This window comes from Streptomyces sp. NPDC051582 (genome assembly GCF_040681715.1).
Classification (GTDB): Bacteria; Actinomycetota; Actinomycetes; order Streptomycetales; family Streptomycetaceae; genus Streptomyces.
In genome coordinates this window covers 47,946-69,108 of the sequence record NZ_JBFAZJ010000022.1, presented here as the reverse complement: position 1 = coordinate 69,108, position 21,163 = coordinate 47,946, and the positions used below count along the sequence as shown (strand labels likewise).

The window sequence follows — 21,163 nt, the reverse complement described above, 5'->3', positions numbered from 1 at the left end:
AAGTGCTCCCGTAGGTCCCTTTCATACGGCAGGATGCCGATATGGACGCCGTGAGGGTCGCGCTGCTGCGCGAGGTGCTCGCCGGTACGCAGTGGCCCGGCGCCGCGCGCCGCTTCGCCGGGTCGCTGCGGCGCTCCGTCGTTCCCGCCGGCGGGAACCTGCTGCTGGTGGGGACCGAGCAGTACGAGCCCTGGCACATGGCGGCGCACCTGGTGGACGAGGCCGCCTGGTCCGGGCTGCCGGAGATGGCCCCCACCCTCGTACGGCACCGGGTGCGGCCCGGGCAGCCGCCGCACCTGTCGGTGGGGCTGGGCCGGCTGGCGGCGGCCCGGCGCGGCCACACGCTGCTGGTGGTGGCGCCGGAACAGCCGGGGGCGGCGCTGCTGGAGCGGGTGCACGACGCCCGGCGCGCGGGGGCGACCGTACTGTCGCTGCACTGCGGGGATCCGGATCTCGCCGCCCTGGCGCACGACGCCCTGTCCGTACGGGAGGGGGCCGGCGAGCTGGACCTGGACACGGTGCAGCACCTGGTCGGTGCGGCGGCCGGCGAGAACAGCCTTCCGGCGCAGCGCGGGCCGCGGCGGCTGCGGGACCGGCTGGCGCGGCTCGCCGACCAGCTGACCGCGCCGCCGCCCAGCGGCTGGTAGGCCCGGCAGCCCTACGGCGCGCCCGTGCCCCCGCCCTCTTCGCGGGACTTGTCGTTCCACTTGGGGTCGTTCTGCCATTCGAGGTTGCGCTCCTGCGCCGTCTCCATGGCGTGGTTGGCCTCCTCGGGCGTGGCGTACGGGCCGAAACGGTCCTTCGCCGGGCACTCGGGGCCTTCCTCCACCTTGTGGTGGACCAGGCAGTAGTACCACTCGCCGGGTTTGCCCACCTGACGCTTCTTGAACAGGGCCATCGTCTTCGGGCTCCTCTCGATACCGCTCTCTGCCGCCAGCCTGCCCCATCCCCGCTGGATACACTCGCTTGCATGTCTGGCCAGTCGCTGCTCGTACCAGGCGAGCTCTCTCCCGCCCGTTCCGTTCCCGGAAACATCCGTCGGCCCGAGTACGTGGGCAAGCCCGCGCCCACTCCGTACACCGGACCGGAGGTGCAGTCGGCCGCGACCATCGAGGCCATGCGCATCGCCGGCCGGATCGCCGCCCAGGCGATGGAAGAGGCCGCCAAGCTGATCGCCCCGGGGGTGACCACCGACGAGCTGGACCGGGTCGCGCACGAGTACATGTGCGACCACGGCGCCTACCCGTCGACGCTGGGCTACCGGGGCTTCCCGAAGTCCCTGTGCTCCTCGGTGAACGAGGTCATCTGCCACGGGATCCCCGACTCCACCGTCCTGCGCGACGGCGACATCGTGAACCTCGACGTCACCGCGTTCATCGGCGGCGTGCACGGCGACAACAACGCCACCTACCTGTGCGGTGAGGTGGACGAGGAGTCGCGGCTGCTGGTGGAGCGCACCCGCGAGGCCCTGAACCGGGCCGTCAAGGCCGTCAAGCCGGGCCGCCAGATCAACGTGATCGGCCGGGTCATCGAGTCGTACGCGAAGCGCTTCGGCTACGGCGTCGTCCGGGACTTCACCGGGCACGGCATCAACTCGTCCTTCCACTCCGGCCTGATCGTGCCGCACTACGACAGCCCGCACGCCACGACGGTCATCGAGACCGGGATGACCTTCACGATCGAGCCGATGCTGACGCTGGGCACGCACGAGTACGACATGTGGGCGGACGGCTGGACGGTCGTCACGAAGGACCGCAAGCGCACCGCGCAGTTCGAGCACACACTGGTGGTGACGGACACGGGCGCCGAGATCCTCACCCTTCCGTAACGGCCCACCGTAAAAGCTCTCCCCAAAAGACCTCCGGAGGAGTTTTACCGACAGGACGTCGGGAAGACATTGACTTAGGTAACCCTAAGCGCGAGGATCGGGCGTGGCGGCCGTGCCGTCACGCCCCCCGGGCGCCGTTGTTCCCCGTCCCGTCTTCGGAGGATTGTCTTGGACGCCTTCTCTACGGTCATCCGTGTCGCGTCGCACGAGCAGCACACCGAGGCCGAGACCTCGTCGTTCATGAGCGACCTGCTCGGCGGCCGGCTCGGGGTGGACGCGTACACGCGCTACACCGAGCAGCTGTGGTTCGTGTACCGGGCCCTGGAAGACGCGGCCGAGTCCCTGAAGGACGATCCGGTGGCGGGCCCGTTCATACGGCCCGAGCTGATGCGCGTCGCCGAGATCGAGCGCGACCTGGCGCACCTGCGCGGCCCGTCGTGGCGCGAGACGCTCGTCGCACTGCCCGCGACCGAGGCCTACGCGGCCCGCGTGGCCCAGTGCGCGGCCGGCTGGCCCGGCGGGTACGTCGCCCACCACTACACCCGCTACCTGGGCGACCTCTCGGGCGGCCAGATCATCCGCGACAAGGCGGAGCGGACCTGGGGCTTCACCCGCAAGGGCGACGGCGTGCGGTTCTACGTCTTCGCGGACATCTCCAACCCCGCGGCCTTCAAGCGGACCTACCGCGAGCTGCTGGACGCGATCGCCGCGGACGACCTGGAGAAGCAGCGCATCATCGACGAGTGCAAGCGCGCCTTCGACTTCAACGGCTCGGTCTTCCGGGAGCTGGGCGCGCAGTTCCCGCTGAGCGCCTGACGACCCCGCCCCTACGCGCACGAAGCGTCCGCGGACGGCGACGGCACCCCCGGCACCCAGCCGCGCCGGAGGTGCCGTTGCCGTCGCCGTTGCGCCGTCAGTCGCCGTGGATCAGCCAGAGGGCCAGGCCGAGGAACATGAGCACGGCCTCGACGGCCTTGGCGCAGAAGAGGGCGAGTCCGGCGCCGATGCTGCCCGCCACGATGCGGTTCGTACGCTGCGCCGGGGTGCGGGGCCGCCGCCAGGCGAGGGCCGTCAGGCCCAGCGGGATCAGGTACGGGAGGGAGTACCAGAGCGGGCAGCGCGGCAGGTACGAGGACGCGTAGCCGAAGCCCCCGGCCACCAGCGTCAGCGCCGTGAAGAGCGCCGGGACCAGCAGCCACCGCTGCGTCTCCTCGGGGTACGGATGCGACTGCGGCTGCGACTGCCGGGGCCGGCCTGCGCTCGATGGCGTGTTCATGCAGCCATGAAAGCGCCGTGCGGCATCCCGCACCCAGCGCGGACGTACTCAATCGCGTCCGCGCACCTACTCAGTTCGCGGCGGCGGCAGTTTCGCGAAGCGGACCCGGCCGCCGATCTCGACGGTGCCGTCCGGTCCGGGCGCGGTGAGGATCTGGGAGCCCGCGCCCTGGGTGATGTTCAGCGCCCGGTTCAGCTCGGCGGTCAGCAGTATCGCGGCCGATCCGGTGGCCTCGTCCTCGGCGATGACCCCGTCGGGGCGGCGCGGGAAGCCGCGGGCCCGGATGCGGCCCGCGGCCTCGTCCTCCCAGGCCCAGGCGTACAGCCAGCCCTCGCCGGGCGGCGGCGCGGGCAGCGCGTCGACCTCGGCGGGGCTGGCGTACTGCTCGGTGCGCTTGCCCTCGACCCACTCCGGGAGGGCGGTGATCCAGGTGAACTCCCCGTCGTCACGCGCCCATACGGAGCCGGCCGGCGGCTGGAGCTCCTCGATGTCGAGCAGCCAGGCGACCCCGACCAGCGGATGGCCCGCGAAGGACATCCGGGTGCCGGGGGTGCGGATGTCGACGACCCCGCGCTCGGGGTCGTCGACGAACACCGTCTCGCTGTATCCGAGTTCGGCGGCGAGGGCCTGCCGCGACGCGTCGTCGGGGCAGGTACGGCCGTCACGGACGACGCCGAGCAGGTTGCCGTGCCGCCCGTCTCCCGCGCAGAAGACCTTGAGCACATCGAGATCGTTCACACGGAAATTGAAACACGGTTCAGATCTGGGCCGCGCGTCGCCGACGGGCGAGGAAGACGGCGCCGGCACCGGCCGCGACGACCGCGCCGGAGGTGGCGAGCAGGGCTCCGGCCGGGACTTCGGCGCCGGTGCTGGCCAGGTTGCCGCCGACGCTGCCGCCGCCGCCCACCGTGCCGCCCGTACCGCCCGTCCCGCCCGTCCCGCCCGTGCCGCCCGTGCCGCCGGTGGCGGAGGTGGGGACCGTGGTGGGCGCGGTGGTGGGGACGACCACGTCCTTGTCGACGGACACCGAGAGGGTGACGGGGTCGGTCGGCTTGCCCTCGGCGTAGTCCGGGCTCGGCGCGCCGATGGCGGTCGCTCCCTCGGCGGTGAAGGCGGCAGGGACGGCGTTCAGGGTGAGCAGACCGCCCGAGGTCCGGTACTCGGCCTTCGACAGGTCGAGGGTGGCGAAGGGGACGTTCGTCTTGGTGGCGGTCGGCGACTTGACGTCCAGGACGAGCGTGCCCTTCTTGCCTTCGGCGTTGACGCGCACGTTCGAGAAGGTCATGTCGACGCCGTGGTCGGCCCGCTGGAAGCGCAGGTTGCCGGCGAAGGTGGCGCTCAGCTTCTGCTTCTTGACGTCGAGCTCGCCCTTGCCGAGGGCGAAGGCGAAGGTGTCGCCGCTCGCGACGGCTCCGTCGGCCGGGGTGACCGAGCCGCCGCCCTTCACCACGTACGAGCGGAAGCCTTCCTTCACGCCCCAGGTGAGCCGGCCGCCGAGGAACTGCTGCGGGCCGTCGGCCGCGGGGGAGCTCGCGCTCTGCGAGGGGGTCGCGGAGTTCGACGGGCCGGAGGGGGCCGGGGACGGGGAGGCGGAAGCGGAAGACGACGGCGAGGACGACGGCGACGGGGTCACGGACGGGGACGGGGACGGCTGTCCGAACTGCATGGCGGCCGTGAGCGGGTCGCCCGCGAGGCCGGCGTACTTGTCCGAACCGAGCTGGGCCGCCCCCTCCTTGGTGAGGGTGGTGCCGAGCTTCTCCATGGACTGCCCGCCGAAGGCCACGTCGGCCATGGGGACGCCCGGGGTGAGGGTGCCGTTCTTGGTGACGTCGGCGGTCAGCTTCTTCGTGCCGGTGTCGAAGCGGAGGTTGGCGAGGGTCACCTTGAAGCCGTGCATGGGGGCATCGAAGGTGACGCTGCCTTTGAAGGCGGCGGTCACGACGTGCCCGCCGTCCTTGTCGTACTGGCCGGTCGCGGAGGTGAAGCGGAAGGTGCCGTCCGCGTTCAGGGCGGCTCCGTCCGAGGGGGTGATCGTGCCCTTGGCGACGTTCAGGACGTACGAGCGGTAGCCGGCCAGGACTCCCCAGTCGAGGGTGCCGTTCACGATCGGCATCGGCGCGGAGGCGGCGGCCGCGGAGGCCTGCCCGCCGCCCACCCCCGTCGCGGGCAGGACGAAGGCGGTGGCGCCCAGAGCGGCAGCGGTGGCGACGGCGGCCGCGAAGGCGAGCGAACGGCGGTGGGACGAGGACATGACGGAGGCCTCCTGAAAGGCAACGGGGGTGACGGTCGGGGGCAGGGGTGAGAGAGGTGACGTGGGGCGGGGCGGGGCGCGGCGGTGGTGCGGGGATCAGGACCGCGGCGACTTCGTGCCGGTGGGCCCGCCCGGGTCGACGGAACCCTCCGGGCCGGCCGAAGCCGCCGGGCCCGCCGGGGTGGTCGGCGTGGCCGGGGTGGTTTCCTGGCCGTGCTTGCGGCGCAGGGACAGGAAGACCGCGCCCGCGGCCAGGACCAGGAGGGCCACGCCCAGGGCGGCGTAGAGGCCTGCGTTCGAGGAGTCCTCGGACTTCGCGGCCGGCGCGGGCGGCGCCGGCGACGCGGCGGCGGCCGGCGGCGGCGGCGCGGCGGACGAGGCCGTCGAGCCGAGGTCGGGCAGCGCCGGCAGCTTCGCGGTGGCGTCCAGCACCACGGAGAGCGAGACGGGGTCCATCTCGGTGCCGGTCTTGTACAGCGAGCCGAAGGCCTGCGAGCCGCCGTCGGTGAGGGTGGCGGGGGCCTCGGTCAGCGTGGCGAGCCCGCCCTCGGCCTTCAGGCCCTTGGCGTCGAACTCCACCAGCGCCACGGCGTTCTTCGTCTCGCTGCCGGTCGTGACGTCGGCGGACAGCACTCCCCTGCCGTTCTCCACCTTCACGCCCAGCTTGCCCAGCTTCAGGTCCAGATGGGCTCCGGTGAAGTGGACCGTACCCGCGAAGGCGGCGTCGAGCGTCCCCTTCGAGCCGTCGTACGCGCCCTTCCCCTGCGGGAAGCGGAACAGCGCGCCGCCGTCCTGGGCCCCTTCGGCGAGGGTCCACCTGCCCTGCCCGATGGAGCCGGTGACGTACTCGCGGAACGTACGCCGCACCCCCCAGTCGACGGCGGCGTCGGTGAACGCCCCCTGGGGCGCGCGCGCCTCCTGCGAGGGCTGCGCCGACGCGTTCGCGGACGGCGCGCTCTCGGCGGCAGGAGCCGCCTTGACGTCGGCGGAGAGCGAGATCGGGTCGAGCTGCGCGCCCGCCGAGTAGTAGCCGGCGAAGGCCTTGGCGCCCTCTTCGGTGAGGGTGGCCGGGATGTTGTTCAGGGCGACGGGACTGCCGCCCCCCTTCATGTCGACCCCGCCGAGCCCGAGCGCGGCGAACGGCACCTGGCTCCGGGTGGTGACCGCGCCGGTGTCCTTGGCCTTGCTGGAGACGTCCGCGTAGAGGGTGCCGCCGCCTCCGTTGATCTTGACGGTGGGGCGGCTGAGCGTCAGGTCCAGCTCGTAGGTGCCGTCCGCCTTCTGGTGGCCCTGGAAGCCGACGCCGCCGCTGAAGGCCGCCTCGAACGCGCCGGAGTCCGGGTCGTAGGAACCGGTGGCCGAGTGGAATCGGAACAGGCTGCCGCCGACCGTGGCGGCTCCGCCCTTCAGCTTGAAAGCACCTTTCGCGACGGGACCGGTGACATAACCCTGGAAGGACGATTTGATGCCCCAGTCCAGCCGGCCCCCTTGCACGGTGCGGCCGGCCGCGTGCGCGGCGGTGGCCGGGAGCAGGGCACCGAGCAAGGCCGCCAGGGTCGCCAACAGGGCGACTGCCGACGTACGGGCGGGTCTTGCGGGCATGGTTGTCCCCTCCAGGGCTGGTTAATAAGGTTAGGCTAACCTAAGCTACCTCCAGTCGGAGGGGAACCCCTGGTTCCCCGGAACCTCGGAGCCTGGAACCTCACAGCCCAGCCGGACGATCAGGACGGTGCCTTCGTGCCCACGCCCGCCGCGTCAACCCGCTCCCCCCACCGCACCCTTGCCCTCGCGGTCGCCTTCTCCGCGCTGGCGCTGGCCGTGCTGACGGGCTGCGCCGGCGCGTCCGCCACCGGACCCGGTGCGCCCGCCGCCCGCCCGGCCTCCGCGCCGGACCGGGTGGAGCCGCTCACCCCTGCCCCGCTGCCCGTACTCCCCGTCACCGTGCCCTCGGCGGACGGCCGCCAGGTGACGGTGACGGCCGCGGACCGGATCGTCCCGCTGACCGGCGGCCTGAACGAGATCGTCCAGACCCTGGGCCTCGGCCCGCAGGTCGTCGCCCGAGACATCACGGCCACCTTCGAACAGGCCGCGCAGCTGCCGGTGGTGACCCGGGGCCATGACGTCTCGGCGGAGAGCGTCCTGTCGCTGCACCCCACGCTGGTGCTGGCCGAAACCACCTCCGGCCCGGCCGAGGCGATCCGCCAGATCCGCGACGCGGGCATCCCGCTGCTGGTGGTGGCCCCGGCCACATCACTGGAGGACGTACCGGAGCGGATCGAGACCGTCGCCGCCGCGCTGGGCGTCCAAGGCGCCGGGGCCCGGCTCAACGAGCGCACCGCCGAGCGGATCGCCGTCGCCCGCAAGGCGATCCCCGCCTCCGGGAAGAAGCCCCGGGTGGCCTTCCTCTACCTGCGCGGCACCGCGTCCGTCTATCTGTTGGGCGGCTCCGACTCGGGCGCCGCCTCGCTGCTCGAAGCGGCCGGCGCCGTGGACACGGGCAAGGAGTCGGGTCTCGGCAAGGACTTCACCCCCATCACGAGCGAGGCCCTCGCCGCCGCCGCGCCCGACGCCATCCTCGTCATGTCCAAGGGGCTGGAGTCGGTGGGCGGTACGGACGGCCTGGTGAAGATCCCGGGCGTCGCCCAGACCCCGGCGGGGATGGACCGCAGGGTCGTCACCGTGGACGACGGGGTCCTGTTGAACTACGGCCCGCGCACCGACCAGGTGCTCAGCTCGCTGATCTCCCAGCTGTACGGAAAGACCGCGTGACGTGACGGAACAGAACACGGGGGCGGCCGCACTGCCCGCGGCAGGCCCCCGAACGCCCGCGCCCCGAACACCCGCCCCCGGAACGCCGGTGCGGCCGCGGGCCGCCAGGGCCCCCGGGGCCCGGACCGGTGCCCTGCTGATCGTGGCGCTCGTGCTCGCGCTCGCCGGGCTCGCCCTGGTGTCCGCCGGGGTCGGGGCCTACGGGATCCCCGTCGGGGACGTGCTCGGCTCGGTGCAGCACCGCCTCGGGCTCGGCGGGGCCGCACTCGACCGGGTCGGCGAGAGCGTGCTGTGGAACGTACGGCTCCCCCGGGTCGTGCTCGCGCTGCTCGTCGGCGCCAGCCTGGGCTGCGCGGGGGCCCTGATGCAGGGCGTGTTCGGCAACCCGCTCGCCGAACCCGGGGTCATCGGGATCTCCGCGGGCGCCGCCGTCGGCGCGGTGGCCGCCATCGGGCTCGGGCTCGGCTTCTTCGGCAACTGGACCATCACCGCCTGCGCGTTCGTCGCCGGGCTCGTCACCGTCGGCTCCGTCTACCTCCTCTCCCGCAACGGCGGGAAGACCGAGGTGGTCACCCTCATCCTCACCGGCATCGCCGTCAACGCCTTCGCCGGCGCCCTGATCGGCCTGTTCGTCTTCTTCGCGGACAGCGGCCAGGTCAACCAGATCACCTTCTGGCAGCTCGGCTCCCTCGCCCAGGCCACCTGGCCCAAGGTGCTCGCCGTCCTGCCCTGCGCGCTCGCCGGCCTGCTGACCGCCCCGTTCCACGCCCGCAAGCTGGACCTGCTCTCGCTCGGCGAACGCCCCGCCCGCCACCTCGGCGTGGACGTCGAGCGGCTGCGCCTCGCGCTGATCCTCGTCGTCGCGCTGCTCACCGCGGCCGCCGTCGCCGTGGCCGGCATCATCACCTTCGTCGGACTGCTCGTCCCGCACCTGCTGCGCATGGTCAACGGCCCCGGGCACCGCTTCCTGGTCCCGGGCAGCGCACTGGCCGGCTCCGTGGTCCTGCTCGCCGGCGATCTGGCCGCCCGGACCATCGCCCGGCCGGCCGAACTGCCGCTCGGGGTGCTGACCGCGCTGATCGGCAGCCCCTTCTTCTTCTGGCTGCTGCGCCGCACCCGCCGCAAGCAGGGGGGCTGGGCATGAGCGTCCCGTTCCTGCGCCGGGGCAGGAGCACCGTCCCCGCCCGGCCGGCCCCCGGCGCCGCCTTCGCCGAGGCCGTCGGCCTCCACGTCCGGCTCGGCGAGCGCGAGGTGCTGGCCGGGATCGACCTGACCGTCCGGGCCGGCGAGGTGCTGGCGCTGGTCGGCCCGAACGGCGCCGGCAAATCCACGCTGCTGGCCGCCCTCTCGGCCGATCTGCCGGCCGCCGGGGGTCTCGTACGGATCGACGGGCGCCCGGCGGGCGACTGGACGGCCCCCGATCTGGCCCTGCGCCGCTGCGTGCTCCCCCAATCGGCCGAGATGTCCTTCCCGTTCCCCGTCGGGGACGTCGTACGGATGGGCCGCGCCCCCTGGGCCGGCACCGAGCGCGCCGACGCCGACGAGGAGGCGGTGGCCGCCGCCATGGCCGCCACGGAGGTGGCCGGCTTCGCCACCCGCCCCTTCTCGGCACTCTCCGGCGGCGAACGGGCCCGGGTCGCGCTGGCCCGCGTACTGGCCCAGCAGGCCCCGCTGCTCCTGCTCGACGAGCCCACCGCGGCCCTGGACCTGCGCCACCAGGAGCTGGTCCTGCGGATCTGCCGGGAGCGGGCCGCGGCCGGGGACGCGGTGGTCGTCGTCCTGCACGATCTGGGCCTCGCCGCCGCGTACGCCGACCGGGCCGCCGTCCTGCACGGCGGGCGGATCGCGGTGGACGGTGCGCCGGCCGAGGTGTTCGAGGACGAACTGCTGAGCCGGGTCTACCGGCAGCCCGTCGAGGTGCTGCCCCATCCGCGGACCGGGGTTCCGCTCGTGGTCCCGCTACGGGACGGTCACCCCGGCTTGACCTCCGCTTGACCTTTCCATGGTCTGACCCTGAAGGGCCCGTGACGGCCCCGTGTCCGGCGGCCCGGCGTGTGCGCTGAATCACTGGACGTGCGGGTATGAGTCAGGTAAGCCTCGGTTAAGTTAGGTCCGCCTCACCGGCCGTCCCTCCTGATCGGGGCGGCCGTCTGCCGAACGCCAGACAGCCAGGAGCCCCCATGCGTCCCGCCCGCCTCACCCTCCTCACCGCGGTCGCCGCCGTGGCCGCGCTCACCGCCGCCACCGGCTGCGCCGAGAAGAGCGCCGGCGGAGACGACACCATCAAGGTCGCGGCTTCCGACACCGCCTGCGAGCTCTCCAAGACCGAGTTCCCGGCCGGCAAGGTCTCCATCGAGGTCGAGAACAAGGGCTCCAAGGTCACCGAGCTGTACGTCCTCTTCCCGGACGACCGCATCGTCGCCGAGCGCGAGAACATCGGCCCCGGCACCAAGGCGACCATCACCGCCGAGATCAAGGCCGGCGACTACGAGTTCGCCTGCAAGCCCGGCATGAAGGGCGACGGCATCCGCCAGAAGGTCAAGGCCACCGGCGGCGCCGCCGAGAAGCGCAGCCCGGAGCTGGACGCCGCGGTCGCCGAGTACCGCAAGTACGTACAGGCGCAGGCCGACGAGACCCTCCCCAAGGCGCAGGCCTTCGCGGACGCGGTCAAGGCCGGCGACCTGGAGGCGGCCAAGAAGGCGTACGCCGCGTCCCGCATCGGCTGGGAGCGCACCGAGCCGGTCGCCGAGTCCTTCGGCGACATCGACCCGAAGGTCGACGTCCGCGAGGACGGCCTGGAGGCCGGCCAGGACCCGGCCAAGGACTGGACCGGCTGGCACCGTCTGGAGAAGGCCCTCTTCGCCGACAAGAAGATCGGCGACGACGAGAAGAAGCTCGCCGACCAGCTGATGACCGACCTCACCGACTGGCAGAAGAAGGTCGGCCAGGCGGAGATCACCCCCACCTCGATGGCCAACGGTGCCAAGGAGCTGCTGGACGAGGTCGCCAGCGGCAAGGTCACCGGTGAGGAAGAGCGCTACAGCCACACCGACCTGGTCGACTTCAAGGCCAACGTCGAGGGCGCCGAGAAGGCGTACCAGCTGCTCAAGCCGGTCGCCGCGAAGAACGACCCGGCCCTGTCCGCCGAGCTGGACAAGCAGTTCGCCGCGATGAACACGCTGCTCGACAAGTACCGCGCCGACAAGAACGGCTACGACTTCACGGCCTACGACACGGTCGGCCAGGACCAGCGCAAGGAGCTCTCGGACGCCGTCAGCGCCCTCGGGGAGCCGCTGTCCAAGCTCGCCGCGGCCGTCGCCAAGTAGCGCGTGATCAGGGGTAGGGACCATGTCTGACGACACCAGCACCACCGGCTCGGGCGCAGCAGCCGCCGAACCGGCCGACTCGGCGCCCCCCGCCACCGGCGGTCCGTCGCGCCGGTCCGTACTCGGCTGGGGCGGTGCCGGGCTCGCGCTCGGCGCCGCCGCGGCGGGCGGCACCGTCGCCGCGCTGACCGGTGACGGCGACCCCGTACCGGCCGCGCTCAGCGGCTCCTCGGTGCCCTTCCACGGCGAGCACCAGGCCGGCATCGCCTCCGCCGTCCAGGACCGGCTGCACTTCGCCGCGTTCGACGTGAAGACCAAGGACCGCGCCGAGCTCGTCCAGCTCCTCAAGGACTGGACGCGGGCCGCCGAGCGGATGACCGCCGGGCTGCCCGTCGGCGAGGGCGCCGTCGGCGGCCTCCCGGAGGCCCCGCCGGACGACACCGGCGAGGCCCTCGGACTCAAGCCGTCCCGGCTCACGCTGACCGTCGGCTTCGGCGCCTCGCTCTTCGCCAAGGACCGCTTCGGCCTGGAGGGCAGGCGCCCCGAGGCCCTGGTCGACCTGGAGCAGTTCCCCGGCGACAACCTGGACCCCGCCAAGAGCGGCGGCGACCTCTGCGTACAGGCTTGTGCGGACGACCCGCAGGTCGCGGTGCACGCGATCCGCCAGCTCGCCCGCATCGGGTTCGGCAAGGTCGCGGTGCGCTGGTCGCAGCTCGGCTTCGGCAAGACCTCGTCCACCACCCCGGACGAGCAGACCCCGCGCAACATGATGGGCTTCAAGGACGGCACCCGGAACATCGCGGGCACCGATCGGGCCGCCCTGGAGAAGTTCGTCTGGGTCGGTGACGAGGCCAAGGACGGCTCGGCGTGGATGGCCGGCGGTTCTTACCTGGTCGCCCGCCGGATCCGGATGCACATCGAGACCTGGGACCGCACTCCGCTCCAGGAGCAGGAGGACATCTTCGGCCGGGACAAGGGCGAGGGCGCGCCCGTGGGCAAGTCGAAGGAGCGCGACGAGCCGTTCCTGAAGGCGATGAAGCCGCAGGCGCACGTGCGCCTCGCGCACCCGGACACCAACAGCGGTGCCACGATCCTGCGCCGCGGCTACTCCTTCACCGACGGTTCGGACGGGCTGGGCCGCCTCGACGCGGGCCTGTTCTTCCTCGCCTACCAGCGCGACGTCCGCAAGGGCTTCATCCCGATCCAGCGCAACCTCTCCAAGAACGACGGGCTCAACGAGTACATCCAGCACGTGAGCTCGGCCCACTTCGCCATCCCGCCGGGCGTCCGCGACAAGGACGACTGGTGGGGCCGGGCGCTGTTCGCGTAGTTCCGCGGACTCGAAAGGAACCGACGTGTTCAGCAACTATCTGATCGGCCTGCGCGAGGGGCTGGAGGCCAGCCTCGTCGTTTGCATCCTCATCGCGTACCTGGTGAAGACCGGCAACAAGGACAAACTGGGTCCGCTGTGGCTCGGCGTCGGCCTCGCGGCCGCGCTCAGCCTGGCCTTCGGCGCGGGGCTCGAATTCGGCACCTCCGAGCTGACGTTCCAGGCGCAGGAGGCGATCGGCGGCAGCCTGTCGATCGTCTCGGTGGCCCTGGTGACGTGGATGGTCTTCTGGATGAAGCGCACCGCGCGGCACATGAAGACCGAGCTCCAGGACAAGCTCGACGCGGCCCTCGCGATGGGCACGGGCGCCCTGGTGACGACGGCGTTCCTGGCCGTCGGCCGGGAGGGCCTGGAGACCTCGCTGTTCGTGTGGCGCTCGGTGCACGCGGCCGGTGACGGCGCGGGTCCGCTGGTGGGCGTGCTGCTCGGCATCGGCTCGTCGATCCTGCTCGGCTGGCTGTTCTACCGCGGCGCGCTGAAGATCAACCTGTCGAAGTTCTTCACGTGGACCGGCGGGATGCTCGTCGTGGTCGCGGCGGGCGTGCTCGCGTACGGGGTGCACGACCTCCAGGAGGCCGAGTTCCTGCCCGGCCTGATGAACAAGGCCTTCGACGTCACCGCGGCCGTCCCGCCGGACAGCTGGTACGGGACCCTGCTGAAGGGCACGTTCAACTTCCAGCCGGACCCGACCTGGCTCCAGGTCGGCGTGTGGGTGGCCTACCTGGTCCCGACGCTGCTGCTGTTCTTCGGGGTCTTCGCCCGTACGGCGGCCCCGGCGCCGGCCGCGCCGGCGTCCGCGTCCTCGGAGAGCAAGGGCGGCTCGTAGGGCCGCGGCCCGTCGGGCACGGCACGGCACGGCACGGCACGGCACACGGAAGGGCCCGGATCACCCCGATCCGGGCCCTTCCGCACGTCCGGCCCCCGTCGGGGTCACCACAAGCGGTCGACGAGCCCCGGGTACAGGGCGATCCGCGCACCCGCGAACGCGGCGGCCCCGGTGTCCGCGCCGGGGAAGTCGGCCAGGACCTCCTTGGCGAACCCGGGCGCGTCCGTGGCCAGCGGCTGCCCGGGCGTCCCGCCGATCAGCACGGCCCGGGGCAGCCGGGTGAAACCGGCCGCCTCGTAGAAGGGGACCAGCGGCCGGTCGCAGCTGAACAGGACGAGGTCCACGGCAGGATCGGCGGCCAGCGCCGTCCGGGCCGCCGCCACCAGGTGCCCGCCGTACCCCTGTCCCCGCGCGGTGTCCCGGGTCACCACCGAGCTGAGCCCGGCTGCCCGGTACGTCCGCCCGTCGTGCCGGATCTTCTTGTGGAGCAGTGCCAGGGAGACGAGGACCGTCCCTTCGTCGTCCAGCAGCAGCATCACCTCGGGGGCGAGCGCCGGGTCGTGACCGGCACCGGCCCCGGGCCAGGCCTGTGCCTCCAGGGCGGCGACCTGCGCCGCGAGCCGCGCCGGCAGCTCCGCTTGCGCGTACGTCACCACCGTCGTCACGCGCGGACCTCCCCGTCCCGCCGGCGGCTCATGCGATGCGGACCGCGCTGCCGCCGACCCGCACCCGGGGGTCCCCCGCGCGCAGTTCCACCGTCAGGACCCCCGGGCGGCCCATGTCCTCGCCCTGGCGGAGGGTGAGGACGGCGGCCGCCGGGACCAGGCCGAGCTCGCGCGCGTACGCGCCGAAGGCGGCCGCGGCGGCTCCGGTCGCCGCGTCCTCGACGACGCCGCCGACCGGGAAGGGGTCCCGTACGTCGAACACCGCCGGGCCCGCGCGGTGCACCAGCTGGACCGTGGTCAGGTCCAGGCGCCGCATCAGCGCCTCCAGCCGGGGGAAGTCGTACGCGAGGTCCGCGAGGCGGGCCCGGGTGGCCGCGCCGAGCACCAGGTGGCGGGCTCCGGCGTAGGCGATCCGCGGCGCGATGCCCGGGTCCAGGTCGGCCGCCGGCCAGTCCAGCGCGGCCAGCGCCTCGGCGAGGTCGGCCGGGTCGGCCTCCTCCACGTACGGCTCGACGCTGGTCAGCACCGCCCGCAGGCCCTCCCCGGACGCGGTGACCGAGACGGGCACCGTACCGGCCGGGGTCGCGAACACCAGCTCGCCGGGCCCGATCCGCTCCGCCAGCGCCACGGCGGTGGCCACGGTGGCGTGCCCGCAGAACGGGACCTCCGTCTTCGGGCTGAAGTACCGGACGGTGAACGCCCGTCCTTCCGCGACGTCGCCGTGCAGGCCCTCGGGCGGCGCGGTCAGGAAAGCCGTCTCGCTGTAGCCCAGGTCGGCGGCGATCCGGAGCATGTCGGCCTCGTCCAGCCCGGTCGCGTCGAGCACGACCCCGGCGGGGTTGCCCCCGGCCGGGTCGGCGGAGAAGGCGGTGTAACGCAGTACCTCGGTCATGATCGCCCCAACCCGCGGCCCGGCACCCGCATTCCCGACCGGCACCGACCGACCGCGACCCGGGGGGGGTCAGCCGCGCCCGATGTACGGCATGGCCGTCGCCATCACCGTCGCGAACTGCACGTTCGCCTCCAGCGGGAGCTCGGCCATGTGCAGCACGGTGCGCGCGACGTCCGCCGCGTCCATCACCGGCTCCACCGCCAGCTGCCCGTTCGCCTGGAGGATCCCGGTCTGCATCCGCTCGGTCATCTCGGTGGCCGCGTTGCCGATGTCGATCTGCCCGCAGGCGATCCGGTGCGGCCGCCCGTCCAGCGAGAGGGACTTCGTCAGGCCCGTCATCGCGTGCTTGGTCGCGGTGTAGGCGATCGAGTTCGGCCGGGGCACGTGCGCGGAGATCGAGCCGTTGTTGATGATCCGGCCGCCCCGCGGGTCCTGCGCCTTCATCTGGCGGAAGGCGGCCTGCGCGCACAGGAAGGCCCCGGTGAGGTTGACGTCCACCACCTGGCGCCAGGCCTCGTACGAGATGTCCTCCAGCGCGACCCCGCCCGGGCCGAAGGTCCCGGCGTTGTTGAACAGGAGGTCGAGGCGCCCGTACCGCTCCCGTACGGCCGCGAACAGTGCGGCCACGTCGTCCGGATCGCTCACGTCCGCCCGTACGCACAGCACGTCCGCCCCGGCTCCGGCCGCCTTCGCCGTCTCCTCCAGCGGTTCGGTCCGGCGGCCGGCCACGGCCACCGACCAGCCGGCGGCGGCCAGGGTGAGGGCCACGGAGCGGCCGATGCCCGAGCCCGCGCCGGTCACGACGGCGATCTTCTTCCCACTTGCGCTCATGGGGCCGCAGGCTACGTCACATGTCGCATCGGTCCACGGACGTTCCGATAGCTGAGAGCATGGGTCGGTCGGGGGTGTGAAAAGACGACGAAAAGACTGGAGTTCCGCATGTCGGAGAGAGGCCCCGCGACGGCCCCCTCACACGAGCCGCCGCCCGAAGAGCCCTCCGCACCGCAGACCGCTGCCACGCCGAAGACCGTCGCCATACCGGCGCAGACCCCTTCCGCCCCGCTCACGGCCGCCCGCCGTACCGGACTGCTCGTCACTTTCATACTCGGAGGGCTCAGTGCCCTCCCCCCGCTGTCCATGGACATGTACCTGCCGGCCCTGCCGCAGGTCACCGGCGCCCTGCACAGCCCGGCCGCCACGATCCAGCTCACCCTCACCGCCTGCCTCGCCGGCATGGCGCTGGGCCAGCTCGTCATCGGCCCGATGAGCGACAAGTGGGGGCGCCGGGGGCCCCTGCTGATCGGCATGGTCGTCTACGTCCTCGCCACCGCGATCTGCGCCCTCGCGCCGAGCGCCGAGCTGCTGATCGGCTTCCGGCTGCTCCAGGGCCTGGCCGGATCGGCCGCGATCGTCATCGCGCGGGCCGTCGTGCGCGACCTGTACGACGGGGTCGAGATGGCCCGGTTCTTCTCCACGCTGATGCTCATCTCCGGCGTCGCCCCGATCATCGCCCCGCTCATCGGCGGCCAGATCCTGCGCTTCGCGGACTGGCGGGGGGTGTTCGTCGTCCTCACCGGCGTCGGCGCCGTGCTCACCCTCGTCGTGTGGCGCAGCCTCGGCGAGACCCTGCCGCCCGAGCAGCGGCAGACCGGCGGCGTGGGCTCCGCGCTGCGGACCATGCGCGCCCTGCTCGCCGACCGCGTGTTCGCCGGGTACACGCTGGCCGGCGGCTTCGCCTTCGCCACGCTGTTCTCGTACATCTCCGCCTCGCCGTTCGTGGTGCAGGAGATCTACGGGGCTTCGCCGCAGGCCTTCAGCCTGCTGTTCGGCCTCAACTCCGTCGGCCTGATCGCCGCCGGCCAGATCAACGGCAAACTGCTGGTCGGCCGGGTCCGGCTCGACAAGGTGCTGGGCTTCGGGCTCGCCGTCATCACGGCGGCTTCCCTCTCGCTGCTCGTGATGTCCACCGGGGTGTTCGGGAAGGTCGGGCTGGTCCCGATCGCGTCCGCGCTGTTCGTGCTGATGTCGGCGATGGGCCTGGTCCTGCCGAACACCAACGCGCTGGCCCTGATGCGCACCCCGCACGCCGCCGGCTCGGCCTCGGCCCTGCTGGGCACCTCCTCCTTCCTGGTCGGGGCGATCGCCTCGCCGCTGGTCGGGATCGCGGGCGAGGACACGGCGGTGCCGATGGCGCTGGTCCAGCTGGTCTGCTCGCTGCTGGCGGTGGCCTGCTTCACCGCCATGTGCCGGCCCTGGCAGAACCGGGACTCCGCCGTCTGAGCGGGCGTCCGGGGCGCCTTCGCGGCGTCCCGGACCCCGCGGGCGCCGTAAACTTCGCTGGTGAACGCCTCCGCTTCCGCCTCCGTGCCCACCACCGCCGAAACCCTGCGCACCGCGCTGGGCGGGCTGCTCGGCGGGCTCCCGCCGAAGCAGGCCACGGCCGCCGTCGACCGGCTGATCGCCAACTACCGCGGCCGGACCCCGACCGACGCGCCCGTCCTGCGCGACCGCTCCGACGTGGCGGCGTACGCGGCCTACCGGATGCCGGCCACCTTCGAGGCCGTACGGTCCGCCCTGGACGCCCTCGCCGAGGCCGCCCCGGGCTGGTCCCCGGCCTCCCACGTGGACGTGGGCGGCGGTACGGGCGCGGCGACCTGGGCGGTCGACGCCATCTGGGAGGGCCCGCGCGAGACCGCGGTACTGGACTGGGCGGAGCCGGCGCTGGCCCTCGGCAAGGAGCTCGCGGCGGCTTCCGGCTCGCAGGCGCTGCGCGCGGCCGAGTGGCGGCGGGCCGTCATCGGGTCGGGGCTGGCCCTGCCCGGGGCGGACCTCGTGACGGTCTCGTACGTACTCGGCGAACTGACGCCGGAGGCCCGCCGGGCCGTCGTCGCCGAGGCGGCGCGCGCCGGGCAGGCCGTGGTCCTGATCGAGCCGGGCACGCCCGAGGGCTACCTGCGCGTCCGCGAGGCCCGCGACCAGCTGATCGAGGCGGGGCTGAAGGTCGCCGCCCCGTGCCCGCACGACGGCACCTGCCCGATCGAGGTCGGACAGGACTGGTGCCACTTCTCGGCGCGGGTCAGCCGGTCCTCCCTGCACCGGCAGGTCAAGGGCGGGTCCCTGCCGTACGAGGACGAGAAGTTCAGCTACGTGGCCGCGACCCGCTTCCCGGTGGAGCCGGCCCCCTCCCGGATCACGCGGAGGCCGCAGATCCGGAAGGGGCTCGTCCTGCTGGAACTGTGCGGTCCGCAGGACGGTGACTCATCGGGCCTGACCCGGGTCAACGTGACCAAGCGCCACGGTGACCTGTACAAGGCGGCGCGGGACGCCGACTGGGGCCAGGAGTGGCCGCCGGCGGCCACCTCGTAACCCGACCCGCGGCGCTACATCCGCAGCTCCTGGGTGCAGCACTTCACGCTGCCGCCGCCCTTGAGCAGCTCGCCCAGGTCCATCGGCACCGGCTCGAAGCCCCGCTCGCGCAGGGGTTCGAACAGACCGGTCGCCGCCTGCGGGAGCAGCACGTTCAGGCCGTCCGAGACCGCGTTCAGCCCGAGGGCCGCCGCGTCCTCGTCGCCGGCGATCAGCGCGTCCGGGAAGAGCCGTTCCAGCACGGCGCGGCTGCCGGGCGAGAACGCGGGCGGGTAGTACATGACCTCGTCGCCGTCGAGCACGCACAGCGCCGTGTCCAGGTGGTAGTAGCGCGGGTCCACCAGGTCGAGGCCGATGACCGGGCGGCCGAAGAACTCCTGGGCCTCGTCGTGCGAGAGCGGGCTGGAGCGGAAGCCCCGGCCGGCCAGGATGTAGGTGGCGGTGACGGCGAAATCGCCCTCGCCCTCGTTGACGTGGGACGGCTCGTGGACGTGCTCGAAGCCGTGGGACCGGAACCAGTCGAGGTGGATCTCCGCCTCGGCGGCGCGCTCGGGGTAGGCGAACCGGGCGCCGAGCACCCGGCCGTCGACGACGAGGGCGCCGTTCGCGGCGAAGACCATGTCGGGGAGCTCCGGGTCCGGTACGAGCGTCTCGACGGTGTGGCCGAGCGAGCGGTAGCGGTCCCGGAGGTCTTCCCACTGGGCGTGTGCGAGGGGCAGGTCCACCGGTTTCGTGGGGTCCATCCACGGGTTGATGGAGTACGTGACCTTGAAATGTGCGGGTGGGCACATCAAGTAGCGCCGGGGTGTGGCGACTCTGCGCAAAGAAGGCTCCTCACGGCTCACGAGAGATGTCGAGAGAATCGTCTCTCCTCAAGGGAAACCGCGCAGTGAACTGATTGGGTGGTTTACGGAATGACACAAAGACGAGACGTCCCGCGTTGATAATTTGTCCGAATGAGCAGCAGATCACCTGACGCGAAGGCCCCCGACCCCGCCCGCCGCAGCGACCGCTCCCGGCGGGCCATCCTCGACGCGGCGCTCGCACTGGTCTGCGAGGTCGGCTACAACAAGCTGACGATCGAGGCCATCGCCGCCCGCGCGGGCGTCGGCAAGCAGACCATCTACCGCTGGTGGCCGTCGAAGGCGGCGGTGCTGCTGGACGCCTCGCTCGCGCTCGCCGATGACGCGAAGGAGGAGGTGGAGGGCGGCTGGACCGGCTTCCCGGACACCGGGGACCTCGCGGCGGACCTCAAGCTGGTGCTGCGCGCGACGGTGGACCAGTTCAACGACGGGAAGTACGAGGCGCCCATGCGCGCCCTGACCGCCGCCGGAGCGACGGACCCCGACCTGAGCGCCCGCTTCACCGAGCAGCTGCTGAAGCCGCAGCTGGCCCTGTACGAGGAGCGGTTGCGGGCGGCCCGGGACACCGGCGGGCTCGCTCCGGACGTGGACCTGGGCCTGACGGTGGAGATGCTGGTGGGACCGCTGACGTACCGCTGGCTGATGGGGACGGGGCCGCTGACGCACGCGTTCGCGGACGAGCTGGTGGACCGGGTGCTGGGCGGGGTCGCCGGGGTGTCGAAGGTCACCGAGGCCTGACGGGCCGCCGTCCGGCCGGGAACAATTGGCCTGATTAAACCGGTATGTGACGGTATTCAGCCTGCCGGTGTGCGCCCTCCGTGCACCTGTCCCCCACCCCCCGGTGGGGGAGTGCGGTCACCCGGACCGCAGGATGGTGGGACCATGTGAGGGTCTGCCGGGGAAACGGTGAGGTGAGGGGATAGATGGGGTCTGAGTCCGGCCGCGTCAAACGCGGCGAGCAGAGCAGGATTTCCCAGTGGCTGCGCCGGCGGCCCAAACCCTCCCCCGAAGATCCCGAGCGCGCACGCGAGGCCCTTCTGCTGTCCGCGGCCGCCGCGGGCCTGCCGCTCGCCCCCGCCGCCCATCCCGCCGGCTACCGGTGTTCGTGCGACCGGATCGGCTGTCCCACCCCCGCGCGCCACCCCCTCTCCTTCGCCTGGCAGACGCAGTCGACGACCGACCGCGCGCAGATCGAACGCTGGGCGCGCGACCAGCCGCAGGCGAACTTCATCACCGCGACCGGCATGGTCCACGACGTACTGGACGTCCCCCTCGAAGCCGGGGCGAGCGCGCTGAGCCGCCTGCTGGCAGCGGGCGTGGAGGTCGGCCCGGTCGCGGAATCGGGCGGTACGGGCGACCAGGCCCGGATGCTCTTCTTCACGGCGACGCGCGGTACCCCCGAGGACGAGGACGAGTGGTGGCCGTGCGAGCTGGACTGCCACCCCGAGACGATGGACGAGCACCCGGGCCTGCGGTGGCACTGCCGCGGCAGCTACGTCCTGGTCCCCCCGGCCGCCCTCCCCGGTGACCTCGCGGTGGCCTGGATCCGCGGCATGGAGCACCCCCTCCCGGACCCCCTCACCCTCCTGGAAACCCTGACGGACGCCTGCGCCGCGTACGCGGTCGCGGCCGACCAGTCGCCCTCGGCGGCCTGGCCACTGAGCCGGTAGGCCGTGTCCCCCGGACCACGGCGGGGCTGATTGCGGCCCCG

The 21,163-nt window shown here is 72.8% G+C and carries 22 protein-coding genes; 13 read left to right on the top strand and 9 right to left on the bottom strand.

The window, feature by feature from the left end:
* Positions 1-41 precede the first annotated feature (41 nt).
* Entirely contained in the window at positions 42-647 is a 606-nt protein-coding gene (locus tag AB0M92_RS26335; protein WP_366104760.1) for a hypothetical protein, read from the top strand.
* 11 nt (positions 648-658) lie between these two features.
* On the opposite strand, the gene AB0M92_RS26330 is transcribed toward AB0M92_RS26335, so the two are convergent.
* Positions 659-898 carry a hypothetical protein gene (locus tag AB0M92_RS26330; protein ID WP_366104759.1) on the bottom strand — a complete coding sequence of 80 codons (240 nt, stop codon included), beginning with the start codon at positions 896-898 and terminating at the stop codon, positions 659-661.
* A gap of 72 nt (positions 899-970) precedes the next feature.
* Between AB0M92_RS26330 and map the strand changes: the two genes are divergently transcribed.
* Positions 971-1,828, top strand: coding sequence for a type I methionyl aminopeptidase (gene map / locus AB0M92_RS26325; protein ID WP_366104758.1), 858 nt, complete (start codon positions 971-973; stop codon positions 1,826-1,828).
* Positions 1,829-1,996: 168 nt separating this feature from the next.
* A complete protein-coding gene (locus AB0M92_RS26320; RefSeq protein WP_366104757.1) occupies positions 1,997-2,644 on the top strand; it encodes a biliverdin-producing heme oxygenase in 648 nt (215 codons plus the stop codon).
* Positions 2,645-2,741: 97 nt separating this feature from the next.
* Here the strand turns inward: AB0M92_RS26320 and AB0M92_RS26315 are convergent, their stop codons facing one another.
* The 4 genes from AB0M92_RS26315 to AB0M92_RS26300 form a co-directional block, all read right to left on the bottom strand.
* Positions 2,742-3,104: a hypothetical protein gene (locus AB0M92_RS26315; protein ID WP_366104756.1), complete on the bottom strand. Its 363-nt coding sequence runs from the start codon at positions 3,102-3,104 to the stop codon at positions 2,742-2,744.
* 66 nt (positions 3,105-3,170) lie between these two features.
* Positions 3,171-3,842, bottom strand: a complete 672-nt coding sequence (locus AB0M92_RS26310) for a PhzF family phenazine biosynthesis protein (RefSeq protein ID WP_053694608.1) — start codon at positions 3,840-3,842, stop codon at positions 3,171-3,173.
* A gap of 19 nt (positions 3,843-3,861) precedes the next feature.
* Complete coding sequence (locus tag AB0M92_RS26305; RefSeq protein ID WP_366104755.1) at positions 3,862-5,355, bottom strand: HtaA domain-containing protein; 1,494 nt, start codon at positions 5,353-5,355, stop codon at positions 3,862-3,864.
* Between the two features lie 96 nt (positions 5,356-5,451).
* Positions 5,452-6,957 carry an HtaA domain-containing protein gene (locus AB0M92_RS26300; protein WP_366104754.1) on the bottom strand — a complete coding sequence of 502 codons (1,506 nt, stop codon included), beginning with the start codon at positions 6,955-6,957 and terminating at the stop codon, positions 5,452-5,454.
* 135 nt (positions 6,958-7,092) lie between these two features.
* Between AB0M92_RS26300 and AB0M92_RS26295 the strand changes: the two genes are divergently transcribed.
* The 6 genes from AB0M92_RS26295 to efeU all read left to right on the top strand — a co-directional run bounded on the left by AB0M92_RS26295 (position 7,093) and on the right by efeU (position 13,666).
* Entirely contained in the window at positions 7,093-8,124 is a 1,032-nt protein-coding gene (locus tag AB0M92_RS26295) for an ABC transporter substrate-binding protein (protein WP_366104753.1), read from the top strand.
* Between the two features lie 88 nt (positions 8,125-8,212).
* Positions 8,213-9,268 (top strand): iron ABC transporter permease, encoded by a 1,056-nt coding sequence (locus AB0M92_RS26290; RefSeq protein ID WP_366104827.1) that lies wholly within the window; start codon positions 8,213-8,215, stop codon positions 9,266-9,268.
* On the top strand, positions 9,265-10,119 hold the full coding sequence (locus AB0M92_RS26285; protein ID WP_366104752.1) for a heme ABC transporter ATP-binding protein: 855 nt from the start codon (positions 9,265-9,267) through the stop codon (positions 10,117-10,119). The genes AB0M92_RS26290 and AB0M92_RS26285 overlap by 4 nt, the downstream gene beginning before the upstream one ends.
* Positions 10,120-10,304: 185 nt before the next feature.
* Positions 10,305-11,450, top strand: a complete 1,146-nt coding sequence (efeO, locus tag AB0M92_RS26280) for an iron uptake system protein EfeO (protein ID WP_366104751.1) — start codon at positions 10,305-10,307, stop codon at positions 11,448-11,450.
* 22 nt (positions 11,451-11,472) lie between these two features.
* A complete protein-coding gene (gene efeB / locus AB0M92_RS26275) occupies positions 11,473-12,780 on the top strand; it encodes an iron uptake transporter deferrochelatase/peroxidase subunit (protein WP_366104750.1) in 1,308 nt (435 codons plus the stop codon).
* 25 nt (positions 12,781-12,805) lie between these two features.
* Positions 12,806-13,666: an iron uptake transporter permease EfeU gene (efeU, locus tag AB0M92_RS26270; protein ID WP_366104749.1), complete on the top strand. Its 861-nt coding sequence runs from the start codon at positions 12,806-12,808 to the stop codon at positions 13,664-13,666.
* A 104-nt stretch (positions 13,667-13,770) separates the two neighbouring features.
* Here the strand turns inward: efeU and AB0M92_RS26265 are convergent, their stop codons facing one another.
* The 3 genes from AB0M92_RS26265 to AB0M92_RS26255 all read right to left on the bottom strand — a co-directional run bounded on the left by AB0M92_RS26265 (position 13,771) and on the right by AB0M92_RS26255 (position 16,054).
* Positions 13,771-14,331: a GNAT family N-acetyltransferase gene (locus AB0M92_RS26265; protein WP_366104748.1), complete on the bottom strand. Its 561-nt coding sequence runs from the start codon at positions 14,329-14,331 to the stop codon at positions 13,771-13,773.
* A gap of 28 nt (positions 14,332-14,359) precedes the next feature.
* Positions 14,360-15,223, bottom strand: coding sequence for a PhzF family phenazine biosynthesis protein (locus tag AB0M92_RS26260; RefSeq protein WP_366104747.1), 864 nt, complete (start codon positions 15,221-15,223; stop codon positions 14,360-14,362).
* A gap of 69 nt (positions 15,224-15,292) precedes the next feature.
* Positions 15,293-16,054 (bottom strand): SDR family oxidoreductase, encoded by a 762-nt coding sequence (locus tag AB0M92_RS26255; protein WP_366104746.1) that lies wholly within the window; start codon positions 16,052-16,054, stop codon positions 15,293-15,295.
* Between the two features lie 108 nt (positions 16,055-16,162).
* On the opposite strand from AB0M92_RS26255, the gene AB0M92_RS26250 reads away from it, so the two are divergent.
* Positions 16,163-17,503: a Bcr/CflA family multidrug efflux MFS transporter gene (locus AB0M92_RS26250; RefSeq protein WP_366104745.1), complete on the top strand. Its 1,341-nt coding sequence runs from the start codon at positions 16,163-16,165 to the stop codon at positions 17,501-17,503.
* Positions 17,504-17,563: 60 nt separating this feature from the next.
* A complete protein-coding gene (locus AB0M92_RS26245) occupies positions 17,564-18,589 on the top strand; it encodes a small ribosomal subunit Rsm22 family protein (RefSeq protein ID WP_366104744.1) in 1,026 nt (341 codons plus the stop codon).
* A gap of 14 nt (positions 18,590-18,603) precedes the next feature.
* Here AB0M92_RS26245 and ddaH read toward each other — a convergent pair whose 3' ends face one another.
* Positions 18,604-19,434, bottom strand: a complete 831-nt coding sequence (gene ddaH / locus AB0M92_RS26240) for a dimethylargininase (protein WP_366104743.1) — start codon at positions 19,432-19,434, stop codon at positions 18,604-18,606.
* A gap of 111 nt (positions 19,435-19,545) precedes the next feature.
* Between ddaH and AB0M92_RS26235 the strand changes: the two genes are divergently transcribed.
* Complete coding sequence (locus AB0M92_RS26235) at positions 19,546-20,190, top strand: TetR/AcrR family transcriptional regulator (RefSeq protein WP_366104742.1); 645 nt, start codon at positions 19,546-19,548, stop codon at positions 20,188-20,190.
* A gap of 185 nt (positions 20,191-20,375) precedes the next feature.
* Positions 20,376-21,122 (top strand): bifunctional DNA primase/polymerase, encoded by a 747-nt coding sequence (locus AB0M92_RS26230; RefSeq protein WP_366104741.1) that lies wholly within the window; start codon positions 20,376-20,378, stop codon positions 21,120-21,122.
* Positions 21,123-21,163 lie beyond the last annotated feature (41 nt).

What these genes read in the sequence shown, in the direction of transcription:
- AB0M92_RS26335 (WP_366104760.1), top strand. Translation starts at nt 42, where the DNA reads ATGGACGCCGTGAGGGTCGCGCTGCTGCGCGAGGTGCTCGCCGGTACG.
- AB0M92_RS26330 (WP_366104759.1), bottom strand. Translation starts at nt 898, where the DNA reads ATGGCCCTGTTCAAGAAGCGTCAGGTGGGCAAACCCGGCGAGTGGTAC.
- map (WP_366104758.1), top strand. Translation starts at nt 971, where the DNA reads ATGTCTGGCCAGTCGCTGCTCGTACCAGGCGAGCTCTCTCCCGCCCGT.
- AB0M92_RS26315 (WP_366104756.1), bottom strand. Translation starts at nt 3,104, where the DNA reads ATGAACACGCCATCGAGCGCAGGCCGGCCCCGGCAGTCGCAGCCGCAG.
- AB0M92_RS26305 (WP_366104755.1), bottom strand. Translation starts at nt 5,355, where the DNA reads ATGTCCTCGTCCCACCGCCGTTCGCTCGCCTTCGCGGCCGCCGTCGCC.
- AB0M92_RS26300 (WP_366104754.1), bottom strand. Translation starts at nt 6,957, where the DNA reads ATGCCCGCAAGACCCGCCCGTACGTCGGCAGTCGCCCTGTTGGCGACC.
- AB0M92_RS26285 (WP_366104752.1), top strand. Translation starts at nt 9,265, where the DNA reads ATGAGCGTCCCGTTCCTGCGCCGGGGCAGGAGCACCGTCCCCGCCCGG.
- efeO (WP_366104751.1), top strand. Translation starts at nt 10,305, where the DNA reads ATGCGTCCCGCCCGCCTCACCCTCCTCACCGCGGTCGCCGCCGTGGCC.
- efeB (WP_366104750.1), top strand. Translation starts at nt 11,473, where the DNA reads ATGTCTGACGACACCAGCACCACCGGCTCGGGCGCAGCAGCCGCCGAA.
- AB0M92_RS26260 (WP_366104747.1), bottom strand. Translation starts at nt 15,223, where the DNA reads ATGACCGAGGTACTGCGTTACACCGCCTTCTCCGCCGACCCGGCCGGG.
- AB0M92_RS26255 (WP_366104746.1), bottom strand. Translation starts at nt 16,054, where the DNA reads ATGAGCGCAAGTGGGAAGAAGATCGCCGTCGTGACCGGCGCGGGCTCG.
- AB0M92_RS26250 (WP_366104745.1), top strand. Translation starts at nt 16,163, where the DNA reads ATGTCGGAGAGAGGCCCCGCGACGGCCCCCTCACACGAGCCGCCGCCC.
- AB0M92_RS26235 (WP_366104742.1), top strand. Translation starts at nt 19,546, where the DNA reads ATGAGCAGCAGATCACCTGACGCGAAGGCCCCCGACCCCGCCCGCCGC.
- AB0M92_RS26230 (WP_366104741.1), top strand. Translation starts at nt 20,376, where the DNA reads ATGGGGTCTGAGTCCGGCCGCGTCAAACGCGGCGAGCAGAGCAGGATT.